The sequence below is a fragment of the Megasphaera sp. AM44-1BH genome (genome assembly GCF_003467125.1).
Classification (GTDB): Bacteria; Bacillota; Negativicutes; order Veillonellales; family Megasphaeraceae; genus Megasphaera.
Genome location: NZ_QSFA01000001.1, coordinates 56,812 through 81,100, shown reverse-complemented (window position 1 = coordinate 81,100; position 24,289 = coordinate 56,812). Strand labels below are relative to the sequence as shown.

Annotated in this window: 19 protein-coding genes; 11 read left to right on the top strand and 8 right to left on the bottom strand. The window is 48.3% G+C overall.

Annotation, left to right across the window (positions count from 1 at the left end):
- Window positions 1-139 precede the first annotated feature (139 nt).
- The 6 genes from DW949_RS00345 (at window position 140) to DW949_RS00320 (ending at window position 9,733) form a co-directional block, all read left to right on the top strand.
- Window positions 140-1,441 carry an MFS transporter gene (locus tag DW949_RS00345; protein ID WP_118021304.1) on the top strand — a complete coding sequence of 434 codons (1,302 nt, stop codon included), beginning with the start codon at window positions 140-142 and terminating at the stop codon, window positions 1,439-1,441.
- 222 nt (window positions 1,442-1,663) lie between these two features.
- Window positions 1,664-3,340, top strand: a complete 1,677-nt coding sequence (locus DW949_RS00340; RefSeq protein ID WP_118021303.1) for a glycosyltransferase family 39 protein — start codon at window positions 1,664-1,666, stop codon at window positions 3,338-3,340.
- Window positions 3,337-4,281 (top strand): glycosyltransferase family 2 protein, encoded by a 945-nt coding sequence (locus DW949_RS00335; RefSeq protein ID WP_118021302.1) that lies wholly within the window; start codon window positions 3,337-3,339, stop codon window positions 4,279-4,281. The genes DW949_RS00340 and DW949_RS00335 overlap by 4 nt, the downstream gene beginning before the upstream one ends.
- A gap of 113 nt (window positions 4,282-4,394) precedes the next feature.
- Window positions 4,395-6,788 (top strand): AAA family ATPase, encoded by a 2,394-nt coding sequence (locus DW949_RS00330; protein ID WP_118021301.1) that lies wholly within the window; start codon window positions 4,395-4,397, stop codon window positions 6,786-6,788.
- Window positions 6,789-6,799: 11 nt separating this feature from the next.
- A complete protein-coding gene (locus tag DW949_RS00325) occupies window positions 6,800-7,975 on the top strand; it encodes an MFS transporter (protein ID WP_199595655.1) in 1,176 nt (391 codons plus the stop codon).
- Window positions 7,976-8,248: 273 nt separating this feature from the next.
- Window positions 8,249-9,733, top strand: coding sequence for an amino acid permease (locus tag DW949_RS00320; protein ID WP_118021300.1), 1,485 nt, complete (start codon window positions 8,249-8,251; stop codon window positions 9,731-9,733).
- Between the two features lie 102 nt (window positions 9,734-9,835).
- Here the strand turns inward: DW949_RS00320 and DW949_RS00315 are convergent, their stop codons facing one another.
- Window positions 9,836-10,231, bottom strand: coding sequence for a VOC family protein (locus DW949_RS00315; RefSeq protein WP_118021299.1), 396 nt, complete (start codon window positions 10,229-10,231; stop codon window positions 9,836-9,838).
- A 185-nt stretch (window positions 10,232-10,416) separates the two neighbouring features.
- On the opposite strand from DW949_RS00315, the gene DW949_RS00310 reads away from it, so the two are divergent.
- Window positions 10,417-10,848, top strand: coding sequence for a SoxR reducing system RseC family protein (locus tag DW949_RS00310; RefSeq protein WP_118021298.1), 432 nt, complete (start codon window positions 10,417-10,419; stop codon window positions 10,846-10,848).
- 77 nt (window positions 10,849-10,925) lie between these two features.
- Here DW949_RS00310 and DW949_RS00305 read toward each other — a convergent pair whose 3' ends face one another.
- The gene (locus DW949_RS00305) at window positions 10,926-11,780 is read right to left on the bottom strand and encodes a fumarylacetoacetate hydrolase family protein (protein ID WP_118021297.1); all 855 of its coding nucleotides are present in this window, start codon (window positions 11,778-11,780) and stop codon (window positions 10,926-10,928) included.
- A gap of 89 nt (window positions 11,781-11,869) precedes the next feature.
- A complete protein-coding gene (locus tag DW949_RS00300) occupies window positions 11,870-12,337 on the bottom strand; it encodes a GAF domain-containing protein (RefSeq protein ID WP_118021296.1) in 468 nt (155 codons plus the stop codon).
- A 218-nt stretch (window positions 12,338-12,555) separates the two neighbouring features.
- Between DW949_RS00300 and DW949_RS00295 the strand changes: the two genes are divergently transcribed.
- The 4 genes from DW949_RS00295 (at window position 12,556) to nrdG (ending at window position 18,097) form a co-directional block, all read left to right on the top strand.
- Window positions 12,556-13,953, top strand: a complete 1,398-nt coding sequence (locus DW949_RS00295) for a metallophosphoesterase family protein (RefSeq protein ID WP_118021295.1) — start codon at window positions 12,556-12,558, stop codon at window positions 13,951-13,953.
- A gap of 125 nt (window positions 13,954-14,078) precedes the next feature.
- A complete protein-coding gene (locus DW949_RS00290) occupies window positions 14,079-14,912 on the top strand; it encodes a hypothetical protein (protein ID WP_118021294.1) in 834 nt (277 codons plus the stop codon).
- Between the two features lie 345 nt (window positions 14,913-15,257).
- Window positions 15,258-17,468, top strand: a complete 2,211-nt coding sequence (nrdD, locus tag DW949_RS00285; protein ID WP_118021293.1) for an anaerobic ribonucleoside-triphosphate reductase — start codon at window positions 15,258-15,260, stop codon at window positions 17,466-17,468.
- A 74-nt stretch (window positions 17,469-17,542) separates the two neighbouring features.
- The gene (gene nrdG, locus DW949_RS00280) at window positions 17,543-18,097 is read left to right on the top strand and encodes an anaerobic ribonucleoside-triphosphate reductase activating protein (RefSeq protein ID WP_118021292.1); all 555 of its coding nucleotides are present in this window, start codon (window positions 17,543-17,545) and stop codon (window positions 18,095-18,097) included.
- A 68-nt stretch (window positions 18,098-18,165) separates the two neighbouring features.
- Here nrdG and DW949_RS00275 read toward each other — a convergent pair whose 3' ends face one another.
- The 5 genes from DW949_RS00275 to DW949_RS00255 form a co-directional block, all read right to left on the bottom strand.
- Window positions 18,166-19,335, bottom strand: a complete 1,170-nt coding sequence (locus DW949_RS00275; protein ID WP_118021291.1) for an amidohydrolase — start codon at window positions 19,333-19,335, stop codon at window positions 18,166-18,168.
- 150 nt (window positions 19,336-19,485) lie between these two features.
- Window positions 19,486-20,694 (bottom strand): hypothetical protein, encoded by a 1,209-nt coding sequence (locus tag DW949_RS00270; protein ID WP_118021290.1) that lies wholly within the window; start codon window positions 20,692-20,694, stop codon window positions 19,486-19,488.
- Window positions 20,695-21,002: 308 nt separating this feature from the next.
- Entirely contained in the window at window positions 21,003-22,211 is a 1,209-nt protein-coding gene (locus tag DW949_RS00265) for a hypothetical protein (protein WP_118021289.1), read from the bottom strand.
- A gap of 293 nt (window positions 22,212-22,504) precedes the next feature.
- Complete coding sequence (locus tag DW949_RS00260; protein WP_118021288.1) at window positions 22,505-23,068, bottom strand: manganese efflux pump MntP family protein; 564 nt, start codon at window positions 23,066-23,068, stop codon at window positions 22,505-22,507.
- A 222-nt stretch (window positions 23,069-23,290) separates the two neighbouring features.
- Entirely contained in the window at window positions 23,291-24,187 is an 897-nt protein-coding gene (locus DW949_RS00255) for a DMT family transporter (protein WP_158570609.1), read from the bottom strand.
- Window positions 24,188-24,289: the final 102 nt, after the last annotated feature.

Below are 24,289 nucleotides of genomic sequence, written 5' to 3'. Positions count from 1 at the left end.
AAAATAGCAATACGAATTATACATAACTGGATTGACAATTATAGATAACCGGCTTATAATAAAATCACTAGCATACCAATATATTGGTATATCTCCGATCGGATAAGTGAATAGGGATGAATGAGAGAGGTGAAGTAACATGACTACGTTACAATCAGAGAAGCCGACGAAAGTCCGTTGGATGGTCTTTGGCTCCTTACTGGCATTATGTACGGTAAACTATATCGACCGTGCCGTTATTTCTATTTGTATGCCTTCCATTGAAGCAGATCTTCATTTTGGTCCGGCTCTGGTAGGGGTCATTCTCAGTGCCTTTTTCTGGGGCTATACGCTGATGCAGATTCCTTCCGGCTGGATTGCGGACCGTCTGGGGCCGGGCAAGACTATTCTGGGATCAGGGATTTTGTGGGGTATATTTCAGGTTATTACCGGCTTTTTGAGCAGTAGTTCTGCTTTTATGGCAGTCCGGGCTCTGCTCGGGGCATCGGAAGCGCCGATTTATCCGGCCAGCAGCAAGCTCCAGTCTGTATGGCTGACGAAAAATGAACGTACCCGTGGTGCAGCTATTGTCGATGCCGGATCGGCTCTGGGCACGGCTATTGGCGGACCGCTGATTATTGCCTTCCTTGCCTGGTTTGGCGGCTGGCGTGGTGCTTTGATGGGTGCTGGTGTCTTTACGATGGTAGTAGTTCTCATTTGTTATAAATTCGTTCATACGACGCCGGACACAAATAAGATGATTAACAAGGCTGAACGGGAATACATCGATAATGCTCTGAAAGCCGAATATGAAAGTGAACAGATGGCTAGTGGCGGCCGGACGTCGCTGGGACTGCCCCGGTATCTGCGCAGTGTTACCTTCTGGGGCATGGTCCTGGGATTCGTCTGCTACGACTGCTTCTGGTATGGCCTCATGACCTGGGGCCCCATGTATTTGTCCCAGGTATTTAAAGTCAATTTCATGGCAGTGGGCGGCTCTATTTTCATTATCTTTGGCTGTGGTGTCATCGGGTCCCTGTTCGGCGGTTATATGATTGATACGATGTGCATGAAATATGACCCCAGCAAAGTCGTCAAATACGCGCTGGCAGGGCTGGGCATCATCATGGCAATCGCCATGTATCTGCTCAGTACGGCTACGTCCATGACATTGGCCATCGTATATATGTCGGTTGCCATGTTTTGTGAAAAATGGGTCGGTGCCACGTTCTGGATGATGCCGGCAGCCATTTCCCAGAAAGATGATGTCGGCATCGTGGCCGGTGCCATGAATTTCATGGGCAATATCGGCGGTGCCATTGTACCAATTCTGGTCGGAATGATCGTTACCCTTACCGGGGCGTATTACTGGGCTATCATTCTCTTCATGGCCTTTGCCATCGGACTCTGCATTTTCCCGATTGGCATCAATATGAACAAAAAAGTTGGTTCCGCTTCCTGATTATCCATACTTAGCACTAGTAAAAACCCTCTATTCCATGTATACTGGATAGAGGGTTTTTCTCTGCCGGCTGTCAGGCGGAACCAGCCTGGAAAGGGGTTCCGTTCCAGCTGCTTTTTTTTGGAATCAGGGATATAAAAAATATTACAGGACTGTTTAGGTTTTGTTTAGATAGAAGCTGTATACTGTCACTATAATAGGATACAGTGGGAGGAAATGTATATGAATTGTGCCATACGGCGCCATCAGCGTCTGATTTTTTTTGTTTTATTGTTTGCAGCGGCTTTCTTGTACCTGGCTCATATCGGTTCCTATCATCTGATTGAATTAGATGAAGGACGGTATCACCGGGTAGCCATGGAAATGGCTCTTTCCGGGGATTACATTACGCCTCATTTCGACTATATGCCCTATTTTGAGAAGCCAATATTCCAGTACTGGATAACGGCTTTATCTATGGAGATTTTTGGATTCCGTGAGTTTACGGGACGTATCCTGCCGGCCCTGTCGGGGCTGGGAAATGTCCTGTTGGCATTCTGGCTTGCCAGAGTCATGTACAACCGCCGTACGGGCATCATGGCAGCTGTCATTCTGGCGACGTCGGCATTGCAGCTCATCGTCGCTTCTATTGGTATCCTCGATATGGCACTGACCTTTTTTATTGACGCCTGCCTGGTCACGTTTTATGTATTCGAGAGAACAGAAAACAAGAAATATCTGCTGTTATTTTATGCATTCATGGGATTCGGCATGCTGACCAAAGGGCTGATTGCCATTGTATTCCCCTGCGGGATTATATTCTGGTATGCCCTTTGCACGAAACGGCCCCGCCTGTTCCTGAAATTATTTTATCTGCCGGGAATCATGCTGTTCCTGGTCATCGCCGTGCCCTGGTATTATATGGTATGCCAGAAGAACCCTGACTTTTTCTATTTTTTCTTTATCCGGGAACATTTTCTCCGCTTTGCCACGAAAATGCATGAACGGTTTCATCCCTGGTATTATTTCGTACCGGTCCTGCTGGCAGGGACAATGCCCTGGACGGGGTTTTTGTTGACATTTTTCAGCAAAAAAGGCATCCTGCGGCGTCCCGGGACAGTACGGCACCGGCAGGATATACTATTCCTCGGACTCTGGGCCGGACTGATTTATGTCTTTTATAGTATTTCCGATTCCAAACTGCCGACTTATATCCTTCCCTGCTGGCTGCCCTTGTCTGTCCTCCTGGCAGCATCACTGGAACGGTGCCGGAGGGAAAAAAGCTGGCTCTGTCACAGCTTTTTTGTCAACTCGGTGCTCTGCCTGTTGTTCACGGTTGCAGGAATTGCCTATCTCATGCATACGGATTTCCTGACCATACCGGATTTTTTGAAAAATGGCGGCCTGCTCATCGCGTCTCTCCTTGCCGGTACGGTTGTGGCCTGCTGGTCTTATAAAAAGCGCCGCAGTTTCCTTGCTGTTTTCCTGATTCTCAGCTGTATGGCCTATGGATTTGGTCTTGGCGCCCATCAGGTACAGGGGCAGATCCATGATCATCAGTCGGCCTATCAGGTCAGCCAGGATATCAAGGCTCTCCATCCGTCGGAAGATACACCGATTATTATGTACGGTTCCTTCATTCCCGGTCTGGTATATTATCTGGACCGGCCTGTGGCGGCTGCTAATTTTATGGGTGAACTGGAGTTTGGCATTCACCATACGGAACGGACCGGCATGTATTATGGCAGTCAGGATCTGTATGATATCTGGCACAGCGACCAGCCTGTTATTGTCGTAGTGCAGCCGAAATATCTCGAGGAAGCGCTGAGAGTTATTGATGGCAGTATTTACCAGCGTATCGAAGAAGAAGATTATACCGTACTGATCAACCGGCCATTGAAAGAAGGCGTATCGCCATGAAACGTATAGATATTCTCGTACCCTGCTATAATGAAGAAGCGGTGCTCCGCCAGTTTTATGAACGGACCTGCGCGGTTCTGGAACAGATAAAGAATTATCAATTCACCTTTATCTTTGTCAATGATGGAAGCCGTGATGATACCTTGTCTATCATCCGCGAACTTTACGGAAACGATGACCGCGTTTCTTATATTTCTCTTTCCCGTAATTTTGGAAAAGAAGCGGCCATGCTGGCCGGGATGGACTATGCTGACGGCGATGCTCTGGTCATTATGGACGCCGATCTGCAAGATCCGCCGGAACTTCTGCCGGACATGATTACCTGGTGGGAAAAAGGCTACCGTGATGTTTCGGCACGGCGTCACAGCCGCGAGGGAGAAACGTTTTTTAAAAAATGGTCGAGTCATGTGTATTATAAACTACTGAAAAAACTGACCTCTGTGCCGGTACAGCAGGATGTCGGTGATTTCCGCCTTCTGGACCGGCGTTGTGTCCAGGCCTTGTGCAGTATGAGGGAATGTCAGCGCTATACCAAAGGGCTTTTCAGCTGGATTGGCTTTGAAAAGAAAGAAATCCTGTTTGACCGGCCGCCGCGGGCCGCTGGCAAAACGAAATGGAACTACTGGCAGCTGTTCAATCTTGCTGTAGATGGAATTACCAGCTTTACGACGGCACCACTGCGGATGGCTTCCTTTGCAGGATGCCTGCTGGCCTTTCTGGCTGCCCTGTACATGTGTTTCATCGTGGTACGCACGCTCCTGTGTGGCGGTGACGTCGCCGGATATCCATCTCTTATTTCGGTGATTCTGTTTATCGGCGGCGTGCAGCTCATGTTCATGGGAATTATGGGAGAATATATTGGCCGTATTTATAATGAAAGCAAAGGCCGTCCGCCGTATATAGCCGATGAAACGGGCGTAAAAAAACAAGAGAAACGATAGGGAGAAGAAACCGTCTTATGGGCGGTTTCTTTTATTTTCTCTGGCAAACATGGTACAATACAACTAACATGTATCCATGCCCGCCCGGGCGAAACAGAAAGAAGGAAACCGCCATGATCGATATAGAAAAGTTGCAGGACATTCTGGCCGAGTATAAAAGAGATTTCCCCCAGCGCTGGCCTTTGGAAAAGTATAAGTGGGAAGCCGTGCGCTGTTTTCAGACGGCATGGGACTTCGCAGCCCGGGATTTTGAAGAAATGTTTACAGCGGCTACGGCCCGGACGAAAGATTTGCTCACCTCTGTCAATTATTATCCCCGCGGGGTCATGCGTGGGTTTGCCGCTGTTAACCGGGATGCGACCAAGGCCATGTTTGCCAATCTGTTCGATGAAAAGAAAAATCTGGCTGCCCGTGTAGAACGATTCCGTGAAGATGCTGAACATATACGGCGGGAATATGGCGAAGGCATATGGAAACAGCACTATCAGAAACTGAATGCTATCAGTATTTATTTGTGGCTCCGCTATCCGGACCGCTATTATCTGTACAACTATTCTGACTGTCGTGTCGTAGCAAAAGAACTCCATAGTTCCTTCATGCCTCACCGTGGCGCCCACGCAGGGAATCTCATCGGGGCGTATGAACTGTTCGATGAAATCTGTGATGTCATTAAAAAGGACAGAGAACTGCAGACGGTATACCGGGCACAGCGCCGGGATAACTGCTGGGCTGATACGTCCTGTCATACGCTGACAGTGGACCTTTGCATGTATATCAGCCGTATTTATTCGAAAAAAGGAATAGGCAGTGGCGACCCGGACTGGCTCCCTATCGGTTACAGTCCGGAATTATCTGTGCAGGACTGGATCGCTTTGCTTCAGGATGATTCGGTGTTTACGGAAAGCAGTCTGGAAGTGATGCGCCGGTTCCTCGACTTTGGAGGAATGGCGACGTGCCGGCAGCTGGCAAATAAATATGGAGAACCTAAAAATTTCTATGATTTCTGTTCTGTATCGCTGGCAAAAAGAGTAGCGAAAAAAACGGATTGCAATGTCCTGAATACAGAGGATGAACGTGCCAAATGGTGGCCGATTTTATATGTGGGTAAAATAGATGAAAAAGATGCCGAAGGCGGGTACATATGGAAATTGCGGGATGAGCTGGCAGAAGCACTGCGACAGGTCGATTTATCACGGGTAAACCTATATGCCAATGTATCACTTCCCAAAGGCAGGCATGCTGCCTGGTGGTTCAGCGTCAATCCCGTGTTGTGGAGTTTTTCTTCTATGGGAGTGGGAGAACCCCGCAGCTTTTCTCTGTATAATGAAAACGGCAATAAACGACGTATTTTTGAAAATTTCCTGGAAGTGAAAAGCGGGGATTTCCTTATTTGCTATGAGTCCCTGCCGGTCCGCCAGATTGTTGCCATTGGTAAAATCGTCAAAGAAAGTGACGGTGAAAATATTTATCTGGAAAAAGTAGAAGGTCTGGTGCATCCCATTGGCTACAATGCATTACAGACTGTGCCGGAACTGCGGCAGATGGAGTATTTTGAAAATCCCCAGGGTAATTTATTCAAACTGACTCATAGTGAATACACCTGTATCATGGACCTGATCCGTGACGAAAACCCCGTTGATCATCAGCGGGTGGTCAAGCCCTATACCAGTGATGATTTTATCCGGGAAGTCTATATGAGCCGCGGCCATTTTGCTACACTCATTTCACTCCTGAAGCATAAACAGAATATCATTCTTCAGGGGGCTCCAGGCGTTGGCAAGACCTATACGGCGCGGCGCATTGCCTATGCAATGATGAAAGAACGGGATGACAGCCGCATTGAATTTGTCCATTTTCATGAAAGCTTTGGGTACGATGATTTTGTCGCAGGCTATAAGCCTCAGGATACAGGGTACGTCTTCCGGTACGGCGTTTTTTACCGGTTTTGCCAGCGGGCTGCCAATATGCCCAATAAGCCTTTCTTTTTCATCATCGATGACATCAACCGGGGAAATATCAGTAAAATCTTTGGCGAATTGCTGATGCTCATTGAAAAACCATACCGGGGGACGGCGGTGACTCTTTCCTGCAATGGTATGCCTTTTTCAGTTCCGAAGAATATCTATATCATAGGTATGATGAACATGGCGGACAATGTATCTATCCGCGATTATATCCTGCGCCGCCGGTTTGGCTTTTTTGAGCTGATTCCCGAATTTGATTCCGATGGGTTCCAATCGTATATGAAACGGCTCGACAGTGATACCTTTACGGCACTGATTACCTGCATAAAAAAACTCAACGCGGAAATTGCCGAAGATCCCGGACTGGGCCGGGGCTTTTGCATCGGCCATGGATATTTTTGTGGTCAGACAGAATATACAGAAGAATGGCTCATGGAAATCGTCGATTATGAAATCATGCCACTTCTTTCAGAATACTGGCCGGATAACCCCGATAAAGTACGGCATTGGGGACATGTCCTGCGCAGTGTATTTTATGATTGAGGAGGCGCATTATGAAACGATATTTATACCTGCTTTCGGCGGGGCACCTCTGTACGGATTTAAGTGGGGGAGCCTTGCCGGCTCTGCTGCCTTTTCTCGTCCTGTATTATGATCTCGATTATGCTGCCGTTGGCGGCCTCATGTTTGCCTCTTCCTTTTTGTCATCGGTCATTCAGCCCATATTCGGCTATCTGGCTGATAAGCTGTCCCAGTCGTGGTTTTTAGTAGCCGGAGTCTTTTTATCAGGAGCCTGTTTTGCATTGACGGGATTTGTTTCAGATTACTGGGCTATTTTTACAGTTGTTACACTCATGGGCGTCGGAGGATCCATGTTTCATCCAGAAGCGGCCCGTCTGGTTCATGCTGTTTCCGGAAGAAATGAAGGAAAGGCGATGGGGATTTTTTCCGTCGGCGGCAATGGGGGATTTGGCATAGGCCCGCTTCTGGTCGTCGGAGCCGTTACTTCCTTTGGTATGCCCGGTATGGTTGTATTTGCTGTTATTGCCGTCATGATGTCCCTGCTCCTCATACGGGCTCTTCCCTCTCTCCGCAGGGCCGTACAGGACGTGTCTCCTGCCACACAGCCCCGGGAAACCGTCCGGGATGGTGCCATAGCAGGGAAAAATGACTGGCGTCAGTTTTCCAAGCTCACAATCGTCATCATATTCCGGGCCATTGCTGTCTCATCGCTCTTTAGCTTTTTGCCCCTTTTCTGCATTCATATTCTGGGTGCATCGGAAGCAGCCGGGAGCCTGGTCCTGTCAGTCCTGTCCTTTTCGGGTATCGTCATGACGCTCTGGGGAGGCAGTCTGGCTGACCGGTACGGTTGTGTATGGACGCTCCGGTTGTGTTGTATCCTTTTTGTACCGCTCATGATATTTATCACTATTTCGACGCAAATCTGGATGGTCTATGCCTTGCTGCTGCCGCTCAGTTTCTGTGTGAGCGGTGCCTATTCGGCTTATGTCGTCCTGGGACAGCGCTACCTGGCCCGCAGTATCGGATTTGCATCGGGAGTCACCATGGGGCTGGCTTTCAGCATTGGGGGCATGCTCGTTCCCGTCCTTGGATGGGTTGCCGATATGTATGGCCTGCTGGCGGCGATGGAAGTCATTACGGCCTGCACGATAGGGGCCGCAGCCTGCTCGTTTGTACTGCCGGAACCGGAAATTCATGAAACTGCCTGACAGAAACGATTATCCCGGTTATTGATCTGTAGATGCCTACATGAACGTTGCGTAATAAAAATTAAGATTACATAGCAAAAACATTATTCATTAAAAATATATACATTATTTCAGTTAAATTATTTTTAAACATCTCTTTACAATATTAAAAATAAGCGTATAATGTACCTATCAATAAAGACCGCAATGGCGCGGATACAAAAGTACGGATTAGTGCTTTTGTCTTTGCGCCATTGCGGTCTTTTTGCATTAAAAAATGTGGGAGGGGTACATATGGGAAAGAATATGTTTCGAACAAAGAGTATCAGTGAATTTATTTCAGAGACGAAGCAGGACGGGGGGATGAACCGGGTCCTGGGGACGTTTGGTCTGACCATGCTGGGCATCGGATGCATCATTGGTACGGGGATTTTTGTACTGACAGGTATTGCCGCGGCAAATTATTCGGGTCCGGCTCTTATTATTTCTTTTATCATCGCTGCCCTGGCCTGTGGCTGTGCAGCACTCTGCTATTCCGAATTTGCCGCCATGGTTCCTGTCGCAGGCAGCGCATATACCTACGGTTACGTTGCCCTTGGTGAATTCTGGGCATGGATTATCGGCTGGGACCTGATTCTGGAATATACACTGGCACTCAGTGCCGTTTCCATCGGCTGGTCCGGATATTTCTCCAATATCATGAGTAATCTGGGAATCGTACTGCCGCAGGCACTGGTCACGGCTCCGGAAGAAGGCGGGCTGGTCAATATACCGGCCATGGCCATCATCTGGATTATTTCCCTCATCAATATGAAGGGGATTACACAGAGCTCTTTTGTCAATAATGTCATCGTTATCATAAAATTAGCAGTTGTAGCTCTCTTCATTGCCCTCGGTGTCAGCCACGTAGAAGCGTCCAACTGGACTCCGTTTATGCCCTATGGCTGGGCCGGCGTATTTACCGGTGCTTCCATCATCTTCTTTGCCTACATCGGATTTGATGCCGTATCCACGGCTGCTGAAGAAGTTAAAAATCCGCAGAAAGATCTGCCCCGTGGCATCATTCTTTCACTTATTATCTGCACCATTCTCTATATTGCCGTATCGGCAATCCTGACAGGCATGGTTCCCTATCTGCAGTTCAAGACGACGGCTGCTCCGGTTGCCTTTGCGCTCCAGAGTGTCGGCTATCATTGGGGAGCTGCTGCTGTATCGGTCGGCGCTATCTGCGGCCTTACGTCCGTTCTTCTCGTCATGTGCCTCGGCCAGAGCCGTATCCTCTTTGTCATGTCCCGTGACGGTCTGCTGCCGAAATTCTTTGGCCATATCAATGCCAAAACGAAGACTCCTGTACGCAGCTCTCTTCTGGTTGCCGTTATTTCTTCTATCCTTGCCGGATTCGTGCCTATTGGCATCGTAGCCGAAATGGTCAATATCGGGACACTGGCGGCTTTCATTATCGTATCGGCATCAGTCATTATCCTGCGGAAAAAAGCTCCTGAAAAAGAACGTCCCTTCAAATGCCCCTTCGTTCCGGTGATTCCGGCTCTGTCCATTATTTTCTGCGGCATCCTGGTCATTATGTTGCCGGCTGTAACACAACTCCGTTTCGTCGTCTGGCTGGTCATCGGCCTGGGCATCTATTTTGGATACGGATATCGCCATAGTCTCCTTTCCCGTATGCGCCAGATGAAACGCGGTGAAGGTGCCGTAACTGCAGTTCCTGGTAAAGAAGAAGCTGTTGGTAAAGGCGTATCGACTATGTCTCATCATCATTGATTGGAGATAGTTTCTTATAGATGACATGAAATAAAATATGCAAGACGGGCCTGCTGATTGTTAGCAGGCCCGTTTTGCATGTACGTACGGATAGATCAAAGACTATTTTTCCTGGAAAAATTCGATTTCTTCACCGCAGGGACCGACAGCAAAAGCGATGCGGGCCGGAAGTGGCGGCTGGGACGCAATGGTGATGTCTTTGGGTTCTACGGCAATGGTATAGCCTGCCTTGCGTACGGCTGCGATGCAGGCATCGGTATCATCCGTTGCCAGAGCGAAGTGATTGACCGAACCCGTAGTACGGCCGGCACTTCCACTGGCGAAGATTTCGATGAGCCCGTTACCGGTATCGAACATGATGCCTTCTTTTTCTCCATTTCCCCAGCGGCGCAGAACTGGCAGTCCGAGTACATCCCGGTAAAAGTGGACCGTTTCTTCGAATTTTTTTAAATCAGCACATTTTAATGCTGCATGATGGATTCCTTTGATCAGACTCATAATAAGACCTCCTGATTGACAGTATATATATATTGTATCATAGGAAGGGCCTGATTGTTACTGTCTGCTCAGAGGGAAAATAGAAAATGGTCCTTTCGGGGCATTGCGTTTTACCTTCCTGCATGCTATAATAAACGAAAAGAATAATGATTATTAGTTGATATATAATAAAAGGAGGGATTCCTATGCGTATAGGTGAAGGTACCATTGAAGAAATCAAGGAAGATGGTCTGGCAAAGATAAAAGTAAGCCGGGACTTCCTGTATGTGGCCTGCAGTGCCTGCGCCGGAGCAGAACATGTTATGATTACTGCGTATAATGGCCTGGGAGCCCAGGAAGGAAACCGCGTCCGTTATGAAGTGGATGATTCGCATCTGGCTATGAGTTCGTTTATTTGTTTTATGATGCCCCTTCTCCTGGCGGCTGCCGGTGCGCTGGCCGGATATGGCCTGGGCGCAGAGACTATGTGGGGTACTGCCGGTGCCGTCATCGGCCTGGTATGCGGAGCTGCCGGTGTCAAGTATTATGATAACCGGCTGGGAAAGATGATCGATACGAAAGCTTCCATTACAGCCATCCTCGATGATGAAGAAGACAATGAATCATCAATCGCATAATTGCATACAAAACGGGCTTGTCGTCATGCGGCAGGCCCGTTTTCTGATGCAGAATATAAAATACAAATTCCAAAGTATTATTTTGTCAGGATGTTGGTTAGTTCGCCGATACCGTCAATTTTTACGGTGACTGTGTCGCCGGCTTTCAGCCAGACCTGTTGATCTTCCGGGTATCCGAGGATGACTCCTGACGGAGTGCCCGTAAAAATGACGTCTCCCGGTTTCAGCGTCATATACTGGGAGAGGTAACTGACGATAGTGGCACAGTCGAAAATCAGGTCATTTGTATTGGAATCCTGACGAAGTTCTCCATTGACGAAACTCTGGACATGGAAATGAGCCGGATCTGCTTCTGCTGCGGGTACGATGTATGGTCCCAGAGGAGCGAAGCCGTCAAAGGTTTTGCCAATCAGCCACTGCGGGGTACGCATCTGCAGATCACGGGCAGAAAAATCGTTTCCTATGGTATAGCCAAAGACGTAATCAAGGGCGTCTTCTTTATCTACCATGTGAGCTGTTTTTCCGATGACGATGACCAGTTCGACTTCATAATCGTATTTATAGGCCGTATCGGGCAGGACAATCGGTTCCTTGTGAGCGTTCAATGCGTTATTGAACTTGCTGAATAATGTAGGATAGTCGGGAATAGGCAGCTTGGATTCTTTGGCATGAGCCGCGTAGTTGAGGCCGATGCAGAGAATCTTTTCCGGATTGAGTACGGCCGGGGCAAAGCGTACCGTATCTATATCGACAACCGGGCCATTTTTGGCGGCTGTCCTGATGGCATCCAGTGTGTACGTCCCGTCTATGGTCGTCTGCATCGCAGCCGGGATGGCTGGATATCCTCCGGCAGTAGCGTCGCGGGCCGTGCCGTCTTCGTCAATGATGCCGAGATGGATTTCGTTGTCTTTGTAGAAATTAAACAGTTTCATGAATGAATCCCCTCCTCTGACTTTCTAGAATACTAGTCTATTCCATTATAGCATATTAAACATAAGAAACATAGAAAAGATACAGTTCGTTAGAACGAAATAGATGAGAATTCCGTAATTTCTTCCAATGTCTGGACAAATGCTTCCAAATCTTTCTGGTCATTTTCCGAAAAGCGATTGTAAATAGGACTGTCCATATCGAGAAGGGCTACGACTTTGCCATCGTGATGGATAGGGATGACGAGTTCTGAATTGGAAGCGCTGTCACAGGCGATATGACCAGGGAAAAGATGAACATTGTTAATCCGCTGGGTCGCGTCTTCCGCTACAGCTGTACCGCAGACTCCTTTACCGATGGGGATGCGGATGCAGGCGACTTTGCCCTGGAACGGCCCCAGCAGCAGGCTGCCCTGATTGACGATATAGAAGCCTGCCCAGTTGATGGAAGGAAAGCAGTCCCAGAGCAGGGCAGACGCGTTGGCAAAAACAGGAAGCCAGGAAGCATCGGCTTCTGCCAGCGCCCGCAGTTGTTTATTCATCAGTTCAAAATTTATCATGGTATTGTACTCCCTTATTATAAAAAATTGAGTGAATCGGTTCAGACCTTATTATACTACAGGTCGCAATGATTCTGCATCTCTTTCTGTATAAAGAAACGTACATTTCCTGCTAAGTGCATCGATATATTTCGGCCAGTCCGTGTGATACCTCTTGCCAGTCCTTCTATTCGTGTTAGAATAGGTCATGCAGTATGAGATAAAGAAGGGACATTGTGATGAAATATAATCATATCGTAGCAGGAATACTCTCTGCCTTCTGGTGTGCTTCTCTGGCACCGGTACTGGCGGACACGATTCCTGTCAATAATCTGGTGCAGATAGTGGCTTCCGATTCGGCGACGGCCAAGACGGTGGCCTGGCAGGATAGCAGCGGACGCCGTGACTATACGGTTACGTATCGCCAGAAAGGAAGCAGTGAAACAGCAAGAGCCTTTGTTACCAGCCCCAAGCGTCCGCCCGTATATGATGCGGAATGGGTTCCTCCGTATACGTACGGCGCCTACATGCAGGGCCTTCGTCCCGACACGGAGTATGAATACGAAATTGCTGATGCGGACGGTGAAAGCGGCTGGTTCCCTTTCCATACGACGACGGAACAGCTCAATCGATATGAAGTACTCGTTTTCAGTGATACCCAGTCAACTGATTATAGTGTCTGGGGACAAACGGCACAAGCTGCCTATGAAGCCCATCCCGGAGCCGCCTTTTTTACGGTCGTAGGAGATTTGAGCGATAATGGACAGTCCTGGTATCAATGGAAAGCCTGGTATGAAAATGCCGATATCCTTACGTCCTATATGCCCATTGCCCCGGTTCTTGGGAACCATGAAGCCTATTCTCTGGATTGGAAATTTTGTGAACCTTATACCTATAAAGCATTGTTTCCTGTGCCGTACGGTGCCCCGGAAGGACAGAGCCGTCTGGCCTATTCCTTTGATTATGGTGATGTCCACTATGCGGCACTGAATACGGATTATGAAGAACTGCACGAGTTGTATCCGGACATGATGGAACACGAAGTGACCTGGCTGGATCAGGACCTGGCAGACGCCCGGAAACGGGGAAAGAGGCTGGTTGTGCTCATGCACCGGCCGGCAGTAACGGCTACGTACCGGGCCCTTCCTGATATCAATGGGACTTATTTTATGCCCCTCTTTGATAAATATCATGTACCACTGGTCTTTACGGCCCATGAACATTGTTATGCCCGCACAGAGCCTCTTATAGATGGCAGGCCCGGCGAAGGGGGTACGACGTATATTTCGACAGGCCGTGCCGGTACGGAATCGTATACGGATACGGTGAAACGGTATTGTGATGCGGCTTATTACAATCCTACGGATCAGCCCATGTATCTGACGCTGGCAGTAGAACCGGATACGTTTACTGTGACGGCGTACAAGACGGATGGTACGGTTATCGATACGGCTTCTATTGCGGCTCCGTCTCCTTCCGGAAACGCGATGGCTGCATCTGCCGGGACATCAAAAGGAAAAAAGAAAGGCCGGAAAGTGGTACAGAAACCGGCAGAAAACCGGTCATTGCAGAAAAAACATTCAACTGAAGAACCCGGCTCCTGGCAGAAAGAGAAACCAGACCGTATACAGAAATGACAATCCGGTTCCCGTAACAATCAACATGTAGGATTCTTTTGCCGGAGACACATTGCTGAATAACACAAGGGGCTGTTATACAATCGTGACACTGGTATAGTATAATAGGGAACAGGAGGTAGATAATGATGAAAAATAAAACATGTAAATTCTTGGCTGCCGCTGCGGTACTGGCACTGGGATTTGCCAATACTGCCTTCGTTTCCCAGGCTGCTGGTACGGCATCCGGTGATTGGGACCGCCAGCTGGTACGCCAGATGGATCAATTAGAACAGCGTATGGATGCGATGGAACGGCGCATGGACCGGGATATGGCCGTGCAACGCCAGTTTTTCAATGACTGGATGGACCATTCTATGATTATGCCAGACCCCTTTGCCCATATCTGGCAGGATCAGTCCCGAAGCCTGGAAAATATGCAGACCATGCTTTCCCAGGATGGGAAAGGCAATGGTTCTTCCTCTCAGTTGCAGCTTACCGGCAGGAATGGCAATCTGATGCAGGTCAGTACCTGGGGCAGCGGGACTCCGGCTGACACGGATATCAGCTATGCCGTATCCAATCAGATGATTGCCGGTGATGTCACGGCAGACGGGAACAGTTCGCTGAAACTGGCACTGCGGGATAAGACCTATTTTAAAGGGGCCCTGAATAAAGATAAGAAGGCCCGGGCTGTATCGCTTTCCCTCGATAAAGATGCTGTGTGGGAAGTAACGGGTACGTCCTATGTGACCGCCTTTACCGATGAAGACACGACGCTGGCGAACGTTCACAGCAACGGATATACGATTTATTATCAGGCCGATAACCGGGATAATGCCTGGTTGAAAGGGACTGCACGGGATCTGCCCGGAGGTGGCAGACTGCTTCCGGAAGTACAGAAACCGGAAGCGCAGCAGGCAGCTTCTGACGGCAGGGCAGGAAAAGCGCCAAAGGCAGATACAGGCCATACGAGATAACGGGGCGCGGGCAGAATTTTATGTCTGTCATAAAAAACACTATATATTGTATAACCGGAAGGCATTCACTTCTTATAGGCCTTCCGGTTTTTCTGTGTACTCCTGCAGGGGGGAGAAACGGCAAAATAAAACAGATGATAAATTGATACTGGACAAGGTGTCCTTATATTGTTTTCACAAAAGCCTGCGAAATACCAATTCTTCTATTGGCTTTTCTCTTATTTTGTAGTATCATAATACACGGTATTAACGACACTATATATAGTATTCTCAAAACATTTATCAACAATATTTTGTATACAGAAGAGACATACCTCGTATGTTTGAGACACAAGGAGATGTAGTATGGAACAGGTACAGCAAACAGAAAGCATCAATGTCAGGACCCATGTTATCAAGCGCAATGGCCAGGAAGTGGGCTTTGATATTTCCAAAATCATCAATGCAATCAGCAAGGCCAACCAGGAAGTCAGCGGGATTCATCAGATGAACCGTTATCAGATCCGGGCTGTAGCGGATACCATTGCCAAGAATATTGCCAGTCAGCCCCATGCCGTCAATGTCGAAGATATACAAGATATGGTAGAAAAAGGCATTATGGAAATGCGCGGCTATGAAGTGGCCCAGAAGTATGTACGGTACCGGTATAAACGCGAAATATCCCGGAAAACAAATACGACAGATGATAGCATTCTGGCTCTCATCGAACAGATGAATGAAGAAGTCAAGCAGGAAAATTCCAATAAAAACCCGGTCATCAATTCGACACAGCGGGACTATATGGCCGGAGAAGTCAGCAAGGATCTGACGAAACGCGTCTTATTGCCGGAAGATATTGTCCGGGCCCACGAACAGGGAATCATTCATTTCCATGATATGGACTATTATGCCCAGAAAGAACATAACTGTGACCTCATCAATCTGGAAGATATGCTGCAGAACGGCACTGTCATCAGTGAAACACTGATTGAAAAACCGCACAGTTTCTTTACGGCCTGTAACGTCACGACCCAGATTGTTGCCCAGGTAGCCAGCAATCAGTACGGTGGCCAGTCCTTCACACTGGCACATCTGGCTCCGTTCGTCGATATCAGCCGCCGCAAAATCCGCCGTCAGGTCGAAGAAGAACGGAAGGTATGCGGAGAAAGTCTCAATCCGGCCATTATAGATAAAATCGTTGCCTGCCGGCTGCGGGAAGAAGTAAAGAGCGGAATCCAGACGATACAGTATCAGCTCATTACGCTTATGACCTGCAATGGACAGGCACCGTTTGTGACGATGTTCATGTATCTCGATGAAGTACCGGAAGGCCAGACCCGGGATGACCTGGCCATGATTATTGAAGAAGTGCTGCACCAGCGCATGCAGGGCGTCAAGAATGAAAAAGGCGTCTGGATTACACCGGCATTCCCGAAATTGATTTACGTACTCGATGAAGATAATATCAGTGAAGACGCTCCCTACTGGTACCTGACGGAACTCGCTGCGGAATGTACAGCCAAACGGATGGTGCCGGACTACATTTCTGCAAAAATCATGAAACAGCTGAAACAGGGCAATGTCTATACCTGCATGGGCTGCCGGTCTTTCCTCACCGTCGAAGATTCCCAGCGCAATCCCGATGGCAGTCACAAATTTTATGGCCGCTTCAATCAGGGCGTCGTAACTATCAATCTCGTCGATGTGGCCTGTTCGTCTGATGGCGACATGGACAAGTTCTGGAAAATTCTGGATGAACGCCTGGAACTCTGTCACCGTGCCCTGCGCTGCCGTCATGAACGTCTCTGTGGCACCGTATCGGACGTAGCTCCCATTCTCTGGCAGTATGGCGCTCTGGCACGGCTGAAGAAAGGGGAAACGATTGACAAGCTTCTGTATAATGGCTATTCGACGATTTCCCTCGGATATGCGGGCATCTATGAAATGTGTATGCGCATGCTCGGTAAATCCCATACGACACCGGAAGGCCGTGAGTTTGCCCTGTCTGTCATGCAGCGTCTCAATGACAAATGCAAGGAATGGCGGCAGGCTGAAAATATCAGTTATTCTGTATATGGCACGCCCATGGAATCGACGACATACCGCTTTGCCAAATGCCTTCAGAAACGGTTTGGCATCATTAAAGGCGTAACGGATAAAAATTATATCACCAATAGTTACCACGTCCATGTGACGGAACCGATTGATGCGTTCCATAAATTGAAATTCGAAGCCGATTTCCAGCGCCTTTCTCCCGGCGGTGCCATCAGCTACGTTGAAGTGCCGAATATGCAGAATAATATTCCGGCCGTCCTGACAGTCATGAAATACATATATAACAATATTATGTATGCAGAACTCAATACGAAGAGCGATTACTGTGAAGTCTGTGGATATGACGGTGAAATCAAAATCGTAGAAGATGACAGCGGAAAATTGGTCTGGGAATGCCCGAACTGTGGCAACCGGGACCAGAGCAAGATGTCCGTTGCACGCCGGACCTGCGGATACATCGGTACCCAGTTCTGGAACCAGGGACGTACCCAGGAAATCAAAGACCGGGTGCTTCATTTGTAAGAATAGAAAAATGTTTGACCATAGAGGAGTTGTCTGCCTGAGACAGCTCCTCCTTTCATCGCGGAGGCAGAATCATGAATTATGCAGAAATAAAAGAATACGACATAGCCAATGGTCCGGGCGTGCGGCTGAGTGTATTCGTATCCGGTTGTACACACCATTGCAATGGATGTTTTAATCCCATGACCTGGGACTTTTCTTATGGAAAACCATATACACAGGAAACAGAAGACAAGATTATCACCTTACTGGGGGAAGAGTGCTATCAGGGACTGACTCTTCTGGGAGGAGAACCCATGGAACCAGTCAATCAGAAGGGCTTGCTTCCTCTGTTGCGGCGGGTCCGGCAGACCTATCCTCATAAGGATGTATGGTGCTTTACGGGATACCTTTTTGACCGGGATCTGCTGGGGCATATGGTATCCAGTGTACCGGAAACGAAAGAGCTGTTGTCCTATATTGACGTTCTCGTCGATGGAGAATTTGTACTGGAGAAAAAAGACGTTACCCTTCTTTTCAAGGGATCCAGCAACCAGCGTACAATCAACGTTCCGGAGTCACTCCGGACGGGACATATTGTTTCCTGGGAACCGGGGCATGTATCCATGTCCAAGATGGCAAAAGTATAATGATGATTTGAACGTAATAAAAAGACCTGCTGCATGTGCGGCAGGTCTTTTTGCGGGATGAGGACAGATTATTTTTCAGCATTGAAATCCAGTGCTGTCTGGGCATAGAGCATAGCACCGCCCAGGAGAGCGCTTTCGTCTACTGTATAGTAGCAGGAATGCTGCGGATAAATAGCTTTGCAGGCTTCGTTGCGGATACCGAGCTGGCAGACGCAGCCAGGTACTTTGTCCATGAAGAATGCGAAATCTTCGCCGCCCATCGTAGCCGGTACTGTTGCCGGTGCATCGGGGGCAATGACTTTGCGGGATGCATTCTTGACGACGTCAGCCATGTGTTCATCATTGATGACCGGCGGGCAGAGAACCGTGTTTTTGGTAACGGCCGTTGCACGGTAAGCAGCTGCCGTTTCGCTGGCAATACGGTCGATGACTTTCGGCAGAGCTGTGAAAATTTCTTTGCTGAAGCAGCGGGACGTGCCACCGAGATGAGCGCTTTCGGCGATGACATTCCAGCGGTAACCGGCTTTTACTTCACCAACGGTAACGACGACTGGTTCCATCGGGGAGAATTCACGGCTGACCATGGATTGCAGGTTGTTGATGATAGCGGCCTGTACGACGACGGCATCGGTGCAGTTGTGCGGTGTTGCACCATGGCCGCCTTTACCGGTGACATCAATGGTGAACATGTTGGCGGCGCCCATGCGGGGGCCGGCATCACAGGAAATATGGCCGGCATCGACATCGAACCAGACATGAATGGCAAAGCAGCCGTCTACGCCTTCCAGTGCCCCGTCTTTGATCATGGCAGGAGCGCCGGTGGCTACTTCTTCAGCCGGCTGGAAAGCCAGTTTGACTGTACCGCAGAGGTCTTCCTTCATATCGTTCAGGATATGAGCGGCGGTCAGCATCATGGAAATATGGCAGTCATGGCCGCAGGCATGCATGACACCGGGATTTTTACTGGTAAAAGGAAGGCCTGTTTTTTCTGTTACCGTCAAGGCATCCATATCGCCGCGGAGGAGAATGGTTTTGCCAGGCTTGCTGCCTTTAATCGTAGCGAGTACGCCCGTTTCCAGTCCGCAGGGAACCCAGGGTACGCCGATTTTATCGAGTTCTTCTTTGACTACTTTACTGGTATTGAATTCTTTTTCGCTGAGTTCCGGATTTTCATGAAAATACCGTCTCATGTTGATCTGGTAATCAGCGTATTTTTTTGCAACTTCTTTGATATCCATTATAAAAGACCCCTCTTCTTTTAAATAAAAATAATGTACACTTAGAATATTAAACCTATGTCCTATCCCTGTCAAACGGACAGAACGGAAAATATGGCGTTCAGACTTGCCGATTTCGTCTTGTTATCATACCCAATGCTCATTGTGATATCAGAGCAGGGTAGCAAAATACCCGGCAATCAGAACCGATGTAATGGTGACGGATGTAAAACCGCCGACAATCATGCTGGGGAAGATATGGCTCATGAGGTAGCCCCGTTCTACCATATTATCTGCCAAGGAATCACAGGTCATTTCCGTAATCAGGGCATCGGCGGGAAAGCCATAAAGCGCAGTCAGGCCGTTGGCAAATGCCAGTGGGAAGGAAATGTGCATGATTTTGGAAATAACAAAGGCAAATAAGCCCATGCCGGCAGTACCGACGAGAATCAGGATGACCATAGGGCCGATGAGAGACATGAGCATGTCCGGAGTACAGTTCTTGAGGCCGTCAAAGACGAACATCATCAATGCGAACATGATGATCCAGAACGATCCGGCACGGGTCAGGGAATTCTGGTCCAGAAAGCCGATATAGGTGAAAAATACGCCTAGTACCAGAGCCCAGATAGCGCCGTTTACCGGCGTAACCTGACCGAGCAGGATAGCGAACCAGGCAACAAGGCCGAGCTTGGTCATCATGAAAACCGGCGTATTGAATTTTTCCGGCATTTTGGGGAGCAGTGTCTTGCGCTGTGTATCATTGGATACAGCAGTGAGGCCGACGTGGGAATTGCGTTCGATTTCTTCCGGTGAGAGTACGACTTCGCCTGTACGAAGCTGCTTCAAAAGACGTTTGCCTTCAGCCTGAAGGCAGACAGCTGTGAGCGGATAACCGGCAAAACCCTGGATGCAATACATGGCAATAGCAAAGACGGAAGCACTCATGAGGCCGGCTTTTGTTGCGGCCTGTTGCATAATCGTCGTGGCAACGATACCGCCGGTAAGCGGAGGCAGACCAACAATGACCAGTGTACGGTCCATGAGCAGTGATCCAAGATAATAGCCGATAATACACATGCCCAGGAGGCCGAACAGGCAGATGACGACAGTACGCCATTGACGGATGAGCTGTTGTACGCTGATAATCGTACCGATGTGTACAATCAGAAGGAAAATAGCAATCGTATTGCCAAAAGGCATGAGTCCTGAATTAGTGACCATTTCTTTTGGAAAAATCGTCCAGTAGCCGAACAGCATGAGGCAGGCTGTGACGAAAACCGATGGAATCCAGGCTTTGGATAATTTGGAAACGTATTCGCCGATGACGAATACGACGCCGCAGGCAAAAAAGGCCAGGGCAAAGTTATACAATACCATAATACAAAAAACCCCTCTCATAAAAGCTATAACTAAATCCCCTCGTTCTGAGGTGGTGACTCATATACTAGTACTGTCAGAATGGTTTGTCAATAAAAAATTAGTTTTAATAAGGTTGAATATTAAATTAAACGTTTTACTGATATATAAAAGATAAAAATACAACAAATGCAATGTAATATATTAATATTCGGTTTCTATAATCAGTATAGAGAAGAGGGATTTCTTGATATAAAAAAAACAGGCGTTATCCATAAAGAATAACGCCCGTGTGATTTGTACCGATACGTACTAAGACCGTTGTCTGATCAGAGCAGTGTAGCGAAGTAACCAGCAATCAGTACCGATGTGATTGTAACGGAAGTAAAGCCGCCGACAATCATGCTCGGAAACATGTGGCTCATGAGATAGCCCCGTTCTACCATATCATCGGCCAGAGAATCACAGGTCATTTCTGTAATGATGGCATCGCAGGGGAATCCATAGAGTGCCGTCAGGCCGTTGGCAAAGGCCAGCGGGAAAGAAATCTTGAGGATTTTGGCAATGACAAAGGAGAAAATGCACATGCCTAACGTCCCGGTGACGATGAGGATGACCATAGGCCCGATGATGGAAATAAGCATATCCGGAGTGCAGTTTTTGAGGCCGTCGAATACGAACATCATCAATGCGAACATGACAATCCAATAGGAACCGGCACGGCTCAGTGTGTTCTGTTCGAGGAAGCCGATATACGTAAAGACAACGCCCAGGACGAGTGCCCAGATAGCACCGTTGACCGGGGTCAGCTGACCGAGAATAATGGCAAACCAAGCGACGAGACCGAGTTTGGTCAGCATGAAAACAGGTGTATTAAATTTCTGCGGCATTTTCGGGATCAGCGTTTTCCGTTTGCTGTCATCAGCAATGGCCGTCATGCCGACGTGGGAATTGCGTTCAATTTCTTCCGGTGTGAGGACGACTTCCCCGCTGCGGAGCTGTTTGAGCAGGCGGCGGCCTTCAGCCTGAAGGCAGATAGCGGTAAGCGGATAGCCGGCAAAACCCTGGATGCAGTACATGGTGATGGCAAAGACGGATGCCGTCATGAGGCCGGCTTTGGAAGCGGCCATCTGCATGATCGTAGCAGCAACGATACCACCAGTAAGAGGCGGCAGCCCAGCGATGATAAGAGTACGGTCCATAAAGAGTGAACCGACATAATAGCCGATGACACACATCCCTAAGAGGCCGAATAAGCAAATGACGACGGTTTTCCACTGCCGGATCAGCTGCTGGATACTGATAATGGTACCGATATGAACGATAAGAAGAAAAATAGCAATCGTATTAGCGAATGGCATAAGACCGGCATTGGTAATCATTTCCTTCGGAAAGATTGTCCAGTAACCGACGAGCATGATGCATGCCGTGACAAAAACGGACGGAATCCACGCTTTTGTAATAGTGGATACATATTCACCGATTACGTATGCGCAGCCGCAGGCAAAAAATGCTAAAGCAAAATTGTAAAGGACCATAATACCTGATACTCCCCTCTAAAAACGTAATATATGCATACGTCAGGCATAACGCATACATATTCTTTACCCTGTCAGTATAGATGTCCTGACAGACTGCCGTCTTGTCTCCCCAGACAGATTGGGCAGTAGAACGTTTTTCTATCCCCCTTTATTCAATTTTGTTCTCATCCTAGCACAAAATATTCGCCTCGTCAATAAAAAATAAATAAAATACCGAAAAATATTAAAGTTAAGAAGAATCTTAAAAATATTAAGAAAAGTATTTAATACATTCTATGCAAAATTGAGAACTATAGTATGCCAAGTCCCTGCAGGAGGATTTTCAGGCCAATCAGGATGAGTACGATACCGCCAAGGCGTTCGGAGCTTTTCTGATACCGCAGGCCAAAGAGACTGCCGGCTTTTACTCCGATGGCAGAACAGACAAAGGTCGTACAGCCAATGCAGAGCGCAGAGTAGAGAATGGATACGCCCATGAACGCAAAGGTAACACCTACTGCCAGGGCATCGATGCTGGTGGCGATGGCCAGTATGAGCATAGTCCGGGTATCGAGAGCGGCGCCACCGTCATTTTCCTGTTCACTGCTGCCCGATTCGCGGATCATATTGCCACCGATGAGAACGAGGAGGAGACAGGAAATCCAGTAGTTGTACTGCACGATATAGGTAGAAAAGAAACTGCCCAGGAGATAGCCCAGCGTCGGCATCAGGGCCTGAAAGCCGCCGAACCAGGCACCGGCAATCAGCATATGGCGCAGGCGGATATGTCCCAGGGAAAGACCTTTACAGACCGATACGGCAAAGGCATCCATGGAAAGACCCAGGGCCAGTAAGAATAATTCAATAGTATTCATGAGGGATGGCTCCTTTTCTGTATAAAAAATTATAAAAAAAAGAGACGTAAAGACAGAAAAACTGTCTTCAAGTCTCATCATTTCAAATAGTACCGGGTGCGGGCACCAGTATGTCGATACTACTATACATATCCCTATGTACTGATTACTCCCTTGAGGTAATGTACACATTATATAGTATTTATACATTCATGTCAATAAAATTGAGAAAATAGTTGAGAATCATGTTCGGCTTTTCATGGTAATCAGATAGACGGTGGCAATAATACAGGCAAATCCGACAAAATCGGTGAACGAAAATGGTGTACCCAGAAATAATAACGAAGAAAGGGTAGCGGAAACGGGTTCAAGAGTGCCGATAAACGTAGCTTTGACCGGACCGATATCGCCGACGCCGCGCAGAAATAAGGTGAAGGAGGCTACCGTGCCAATCAGGACAATAAAGGCAATCGCAAAGATTCCGGCCGTATCGAGGTTCATGGCAATCTGCCAGGGACGCAGGCAGATTGTCAGCACGATGCCGCCGATGAGCATACCCAGTGCATTGACGGGAAGAGTACCCCATTTACGGATTTGTTTGTGTGGCAGGACCGTGTACAGAATAGAGCCGATAGCGGCGCCGATGCCCCAGAAGAGTCCCTGAGGGGAGATGACCATAGTCTGTATCTGGCCACCTGTGGCAATGAGGAAAACTCCGGCTAATGCCAGAAAGATGGCGATCATCTGCCAGCGGTCGGGCCAGCGCCGGAACCGAATGGCGGCTATGCAGGACATGAGAGCTACATTCAGGGATTGCAGGACCGTGGCTGTCCCTGAATTGGCATATTGGATAGCCGATAAATACGTAAGCTGACAGGTGACCAGTCCCAGAACCGAAAAGGCTGCCAGTTGTGCCATATCGCGCCGGTTGTGCATGAGGGCTGTCAGAGTATGCCGTTGCAGGGAAATGACCAGAATCATGAGGACGATACCGGCACCGAGCATGCGGATATTTGTCAGGAGCAGGGCATCTATGGTATAGTGCATGAATAAATACTGGCCGCATGTGCCGGAGAGCCCCCAGCTGAGTGCGCCGATGGTGGCACAAACCATTCCTCGTTTTACATTTTCATCTGCCATACTATCGTCCCTTCTGTGTATTTTCTTCATTATAGAAAAAGTGAAAGGGATTGTAAAGGCATGGAACATCAGGGGACATCTTAATATATCAAAATAAAATAA